Below are 6,941 nucleotides of genomic sequence, written 5' to 3'. Positions count from 1 at the left end.
TATACAATGCAATGCGACCGCACTTAAGTTTGGATATGAAAACACCAAATCAAGTGCATAAAAAAGACCTGGCGCTTTCGCACCAAGTCTTTCATTAAAACCGTCAACCTATTTCAGGACGGGACAATATAACTTTATTACGTCTTAATCTCTTGAACAGCCCATCAGTGGGTGATTATAACCATTAATCTGTGCTCAATAGTTAGCAAACTCAGCCATTGCTCCTCGTTTAGGTGCACCTAGTCAGGATAAGTAAGCAACAAAGCTACTTATATAAGCGCGAATTTTAATTAAAATATGAGTTTTATATCAATGCGCAATAAGACGTAATCATTTTGCGGGGCTAAATGTGTTGCTATTTGCGTTAAAGAATTCTTTTTTAGAACAACTAAATAGCGAGTTTTTCGCCTAGCTATCAACACGTTTTTCCAGCCTTACAATAGTTCGCTTAATTAAGTGAATTGGTATTAAATAAAAATTCACTACATCTGCACTAAAAACGACACCACAATTAATAACTATACTAATGAACGCTAAAAAAGCGTGATCCTAAACCTCTAATTTATTTAAAACGCATTAAACTATCTAAATGTTAACTGAACTTGCGGGAGGTTAGTGAATATTTATTCATTGTACTGACCCTTTACGTTTACGTAAAGGGTATTGCTTTGACGCCTTTGTTTTTACAAAGTGTTAAAATTGACACCAGTGTCATGAAAAAATAACGCGCAAATAAGCGCTAAATGTTAAAACTTATGGGTGAAAAAGAAATCTTGCCTTGAAGTGAGAAATATTCAAGAATGTGAATATGTATTCAAAATAATATTGACTCTATTTACTATAGAGGCTAGTTTTGTGCGTCTGTTAGCAAATCGTCGAGCAGTTCATTCACGTTAACAGTGCAGCAAGGGAGGGGTCTATGTTATACGACTCAACATTAGAAAAAGATAATTGTGGCTTTGGCTTAATAGCCCAAGTAAATGGTCAAGCTAGTCATCGGCTTATTCGTACAGCTATTACTGGACTTGATCGCATGCAGCACCGCGGTGGTATTTCTGCCGATGGTAAAACAGGTGACGGCTGTGGTTTATTACTACAAAAACCTGACAGTTTTTTCCGTGCTATTGCGAGTGAGCATAATTGGCACTTAGGTAAAAATTACGCCGTAGGCATGGTTTTCTTAAATTCAGATCCCGTTTTAGCACAAGCTGCAAAACAGGTTTTATGTGAAGAATTAGAACAAGAAACACTTAAAATACTCGGTTGGCGTGAAGTGCCTACTGACCCTTCAATGCTAGGGCCAATTGCTACACAGCAATTACCTGGTTTTGAGCAAATTTTTGTTAGTGCGCCTGAAGGATGGCGCTCTAAAGATTTAGAGCGACGTTTATATGTAGCACGTCGCCGTGCAGAAAAGCGTTTAGCAGAGGATGAGTCGTTTTATATTGCGAGTTTATCGGGGTTAGTGACTATCTATAAAGGCCTTATGATGCCTGCAGATTTGCCTAACTTTTATTTAGACTTAGCTGATATTCGTATGACCAGCGCTATTTGTGTATTCCATCAGCGTTTTTCTACTAATACTCAGCCGCGTTGGCCTTTAGCACAACCATTTAGGTATTTAGCGCATAATGGTGAAATTAATACCATTGAAGGTAACCGCCAATGGGCTCGTGCACGTTCGTATAAGTTTTCATCGCCACTTATTCCTGATTTACAAAGTGCAGCGCCGTTTGTAAACGAAACCGGCTCTGACTCTTCAAGCTTAGATAACATGCTGGAGCTGTTTTTAGCGGGTGGCATGGATTTATTCCGTGCTATGCGTATGCTTGTGCCACCTGCATGGCAGAAAAACCGTGCTATGGATGATGACTTACGCGCATTTTACGACTTTAACTCTATGCACATGGAGCCGTGGGATGGTCCTGCGGGCATTGTTATGTCTGATGGGCGTTTTGCAGCCTGTAACCTTGACAGAAATGGCCTGCGTCCAGCGCGCTATGTTATTACTCAAGATGGCTTTATTACACTTGCCTCTGAGGTAGGGATTTGGGATTACACTGCAGATGAAGTGGTTGAAAAAGGCCGTGTAGGACCAGGTGAGCTGTTAGTAATTGATACTAAATTAGGCAAAATTTGGCACTCAGACGAAATCGACCAAGATTTAAAATCGCGTCATCCTTATAAGTCATGGCTTGAAGAAAACGTTAAACGTTTAACCCCGTTTGAAGAGCTTACCGAGCAAGATGCGGGTAATCGCTCATTTGATGACGAAACACTTGCTAAATACCAAAAAATGTTTGGTTACACTAACGAAGAGCTCGATAGTGTTATTCGTGTAATGGGTGAAAACGGCCAAGAAGCAACTGGCTCTATGGGTGATGACACGCCATTTGCAGTACTTAGCGAAGGGCATCGTTCATTGTACGATTACTTCCGCCAAAAGTTTGCACAAGTGACTAACCCGCCAATCGACCCGCTGCGTGAAAACCACGTAATGTCACTGGCAACGTGTATTGGTAGTGAGCAAAACGTATTTAATGAAACCACAGGCCACGCTAAGCGCCTACAGTTTGATACGCCAATTTTAATGTATGCTGACATGCAGCAGCTACTTAATGCCGATGACGAGCATTACAGCTACTGTAAAATTGATATTACATACACAGCAGAGGAAGGTTTAGAAAAAGCGGTTGCACGTATTTGCGACGCTGCACAAGAAAAAGCAGCAGCCGGCTGTGTAATGCTTATTTTATCTGACCGTAACTTTAGCGAAACCCAATTACCAATTCCTGCTGCTATGGCGGTAGGTGCTGTACAAAAACGTTTAGTAGATAATAACTTACGCTGTGAGTCTAATATTATTATTGAAACGGGCAGCGTACGCGATGCACACCAATTTGCCGTATTACTTGGTTTTGGTGCAACTGCAATTTACCCATACCTTGCATACGAGTCACTGGTTGCGATGAGCGACAGTAAAGTGATTGATAAATCGTACTGCGAAGTGACGCTTTCGTACCGAAAAGCCATTAATAAAGGCTTGTACAAAATCATGTCTAAAATGGGCATAAGCACAATTGCATCGTACCGTTGTTCAATGCTTTTTGAAGCGGTTGGTCTATCTGATGCTATGGTAGACATGTGTTTTAAAGGTGTGGCAAGTCGTATTAAAGGCGCCTGTTTTAGCGATTTTGATATTGATCAGCAAAAGCTACATAAACTTGCTTTTAGTAAACGTAAATTATTGAGCCATGGTGGTTTATTAAAATACGTTCACGGTGGTGAATACCACGCTTACAACCCAGATGTTATTCAAACGCTACAAAAGGCCGTACGTTCAGGTGATTATAAAGACTACGCAGCCTATGCTGATTTAGTTAATAACCGTCCTATTGCAACGCTGCGCGATATGTTAGCGCTTAAACTACCTGAAAAAGGCATTAGCATTGATGATGTTGAGCCGGCTGAATTTTTATACCAGCGCTTTGACTCTGCAGCTATGAGTATTGGTGCACTTTCGCCAGAGGCGCATGAAGCGCTTGCCATTGCAATGAACCGCTTAGGCGGGTGTTCAAATTCAGGTGAAGGCGGCGAAGATAAGCTGCGCTACAACACCGAGAAAAACTCACGTATTAAACAAGTTGCCTCGGGTCGTTTTGGTGTAACGCCGCACTACCTTCGTAATGCGGATGTAATTCAAATTAAAGTGGCGCAGGGTGCTAAACCTGGCGAAGGCGGGCAGTTACCAGGCGAAAAAGTAACGCCGTATATTGCAAAACTTCGTTATTCGGTACCCGGTGTAACATTAATTTCACCACCACCGCATCACGATATTTACTCAATTGAAGATTTAGCCCAGCTAATATTCGATTTAAAACAAGTAAACCCAGAAGCGATGATATCGGTGAAGTTAGTATCTGAGCCGGGTGTAGGCACAATTGCCACAGGTGTAGCTAAAGCGTACGCCGACTTAATTACTATCTCAGGTTACGATGGTGGTACCGGTGCAAGCCCATTAACGTCAGTTAAATACGCGGGTAGCCCATGGGAGCTTGGCCTTGCAGAAACCCAGCAAGCGCTTGTTGAAAATGGTCTTCGTCACCGTATTCGCCTGCAAACAGATGGTGGTTTAAAAACAGGTTTAGATATCATTAAAGCCGCTATTTTAGGTGCAGAGAGCTTTGGCTTTGGTACAGGCCCAATGGTGGCGCTAGGTTGTAAATACTTACGTATTTGTCATTTAAATAACTGTGCGACCGGTGTTGCAACGCAAGATGAAACACTTCGTCAAAAGCATTACCACGGCTTACCAGAAATGGCGATGAACTACTTTAAGTTTATAGCCCAAGAAGCACGTGAAATTATGGCAAGCTTAGGTATTGCTAATCTAACTGACTTAATTGGCCGTTTAGACTTATTAGAAGCGATTGAAGGTAAAACAGCGAAGCAAAAGAAAATAGATTTATCGTCTGTGATTGCTCAGCCAAATAACCCAACGGGCGAAACCTTATTTTGCAGCGCACCAAATAGCTCGCACTATTTAGGTGAACTTAACGAAACGTTACTAGGTAAAGCGCAACAAGCGATTGATACCTCATCGGGTATTTCGCTAGTAAGCCGCATATGTAATACAGACCGTTCAGTGGGCGCAATGCTGTCGGGTTACATAGCCTCTAAGCACGGCAATCAAGGTATGGCTGCAGATCCAGTATCTATTGAGCTACATGGTACAGCAGGGCAATCATTTGGTGTTTGGAATGCCGGTGGCCTTGAAATGACCCTTATTGGCGATGCAAACGACTACGTGGGTAAAGGCATGGCTGGTGGTAAGCTTGTTATACGCCCACCACTGGGATCATCGTTTGAAAGTCATAAAGCAACCATTGCTGGTAACACATGTTTGTACGGTGCTACGGGTGGTAAGTTATTTGCCGCAGGCTGTGCTGGTGAGCGTTTTGCAGTGCGTAACTCTGGCGTGCAAGCCGTTGTTGAAGGCGTAGGTGATAACGGCTGTGAATACATGACTGGCGGCGTTGTATGTGTGCTAGGTAATGTAGGCGTTAACTTTGGTGCGGGTATGACAGGTGGTTTTGCTTATATTTTAGATGAGCGAAGTGACTTTGAAAAACGCATTAATCCAGAGCTTGTAGAAGTAGTAACACTTGATGATTTAAGTTCGCACCAAGAGCATTTGCGTGGCCTAATTGCCGAGCATTTAGAGCTTACGGGTTCATGTCGAGCAGAAACCATTTTAGCTAATTTTGAACTGTACTTACCTATGTTCAAACTAGTTAAACCAAAATCAAGTGATGTAAAAAGTTTACTCGGGCACCGCGCTCGCAGTAGCGCAGAACTTCGTGTTCAAGCGCAATAAGGGGGCAGTATGAGCGAAAATGTATATCAATTTATAGACGTGCAGCGTGTTGATCCGCGCAAAAAACCAATCTCGTCGCGTAAAAAATCTTTCGTGGAAATTTACGAACCCTTTTCTGAGAATCAGGTAAATTCACAAGCTGACCGTTGTTTAGATTGTGGTAACCCTTACTGTGAATGGAAATGCCCAGTGCATAACTACATTCCGCAGTGGTTAAAATTAATTAGAACTGGCCGTATTTTAGAAGCGGCTGAGCTTTCTCACCGTACAAATAGCTTGCCTGAAGTGTGTGGGCGCGTATGTCCACAAGACAGACTGTGTGAAGGTTCATGTACGCTTGATGAAGAGTTTGGTGCAGTAACGATAGGTAATATTGAAAAATACATTACCGATACCGCATTTAAAATGGGCTGGAAACCAGACATGTCATACGTGACATGGACGGATAAAAAAGTAGCTATTATTGGTGCGGGTCCGGCTGGTTTAGGGTGCGCAGATATTTTAGTGCGTAACGGTGTAAAGCCAGTGGTTTTTGACCGTCACCCAGAAATTGGCGGATTACTTACTTTTGGTATCCCTTCTTTTAAACTAGAAAAAGAAGTAATGCAAAAGCGCCGTGAAATTTTCACAGAAATGGGTGTGGAATTTAAGCTAAACGTTGAAGTGGGTGTAGATATCACTATGGACGAAATTTTAGCTGACTACGACGCGGTATTTTTAGGTGTAGGTACGTATCAGAGTATGCGTGCTGGTCTTGAAAACGAAGACGCGCCAGGCGTACACGACGCACTGCCATTTTTAATTGGTAACACAAATCGCGTTATGGGTTACGATGAAAAAAAACAAGCGTGCATTGATATGGCCAATCAAAAGGTTGTGGTACTTGGCGGTGGTGATACCGCGATGGACTGTGTACGAACGTCTATTCGCCAAAATGCAGCCAAAGTAACCTGTGCTTATCGTCGTGATGAAGAAAATATGCCTGGCTCTAAGCGTGAAGTTAAAAACGCTAAAGAAGAAGGTGTAAACTTTACCTTTAATGTACAGCCAACGGGTATTGTACTTGATGATAATGGTCATGTTGCAGGCGTTAAAATGGTTAAAACACAACTGGGTGAGCCTGATGAAAACGGCCGTAGCCGAGCAGAAGTTGTACCAGGCTCTGAGCACGTACTTGAGGCAGACCAGGTTATTATGGCGTTTGGCTTTAAACCACACAAAATGGACTGGTTAGAAAAGTATGATGTAGAAATTAACCACTGGGGCGGCATTAACGCACCAGAGCAAGGTGAATTTACTCATCAAACAACTAATCCGAAAATATTTGCAGGTGGCGATATAGTGCGAGGCTCTGATTTAGTGGTAACGGCTATTTTTGAAGGGCGTAATGCTGCTGAAGGTATTATGGATTATTTAGAGGTTTAATTATTTGTTCTTCTGTCCCGTCCTGAAATAGGTTGACGGTTTTAATGAAAGACTTGGTGCGAAAGCGCCAGGTCTTTTTTATGCACTTGATTTGGTGTTTTCATATCCAAACTTAAGTGCGGTCGCATTTCATTGTATA

Annotated in this window: 2 protein-coding genes; both read left to right on the top strand. The window is 42.3% G+C overall.

Going from position 1 to position 6,941, the window contains the following annotated elements; translation table 11 throughout:
* The first annotated feature begins 919 nt into the window (after positions 1 to 919).
* Positions 920 to 5,377 carry a glutamate synthase large subunit gene (gene gltB, locus PSI06_RS20385; RefSeq protein ID WP_264390731.1) on the top strand — a complete coding sequence of 1,486 codons (4,458 nt, stop codon included), beginning with the start codon at positions 920 to 922 and terminating at the stop codon, positions 5,375 to 5,377.
* Positions 5,378 to 5,386: 9 nt separating this feature from the next.
* A complete protein-coding gene (locus PSI06_RS20380) occupies positions 5,387 to 6,802 on the top strand; it encodes an FAD-dependent oxidoreductase (protein WP_273604751.1) in 1,416 nt (471 codons plus the stop codon).
* Positions 6,803 to 6,941: the final 139 nt, after the last annotated feature.

The sequence above is a fragment of the Pseudoalteromonas sp. GABNS16E genome, assembly GCF_028598715.1.
Taxonomy (GTDB): Bacteria; Pseudomonadota; Gammaproteobacteria; order Enterobacterales; family Alteromonadaceae; genus Pseudoalteromonas; species Pseudoalteromonas atlantica.
Note: the sequence above shows the minus strand (reverse complement) of the source record. Positions and strands in the feature narration are given on the sequence as shown.

Coding starts and splice junctions, on each gene's coding strand:
- gltB (WP_264390731.1), top strand. CDS start 920: ATGTTATACGACTCAACATTAGAAAAAGATAATTGTGGCTTTGGCTTA.
- PSI06_RS20380 (WP_273604751.1), top strand. CDS start 5,387: ATGAGCGAAAATGTATATCAATTTATAGACGTGCAGCGTGTTGATCCG.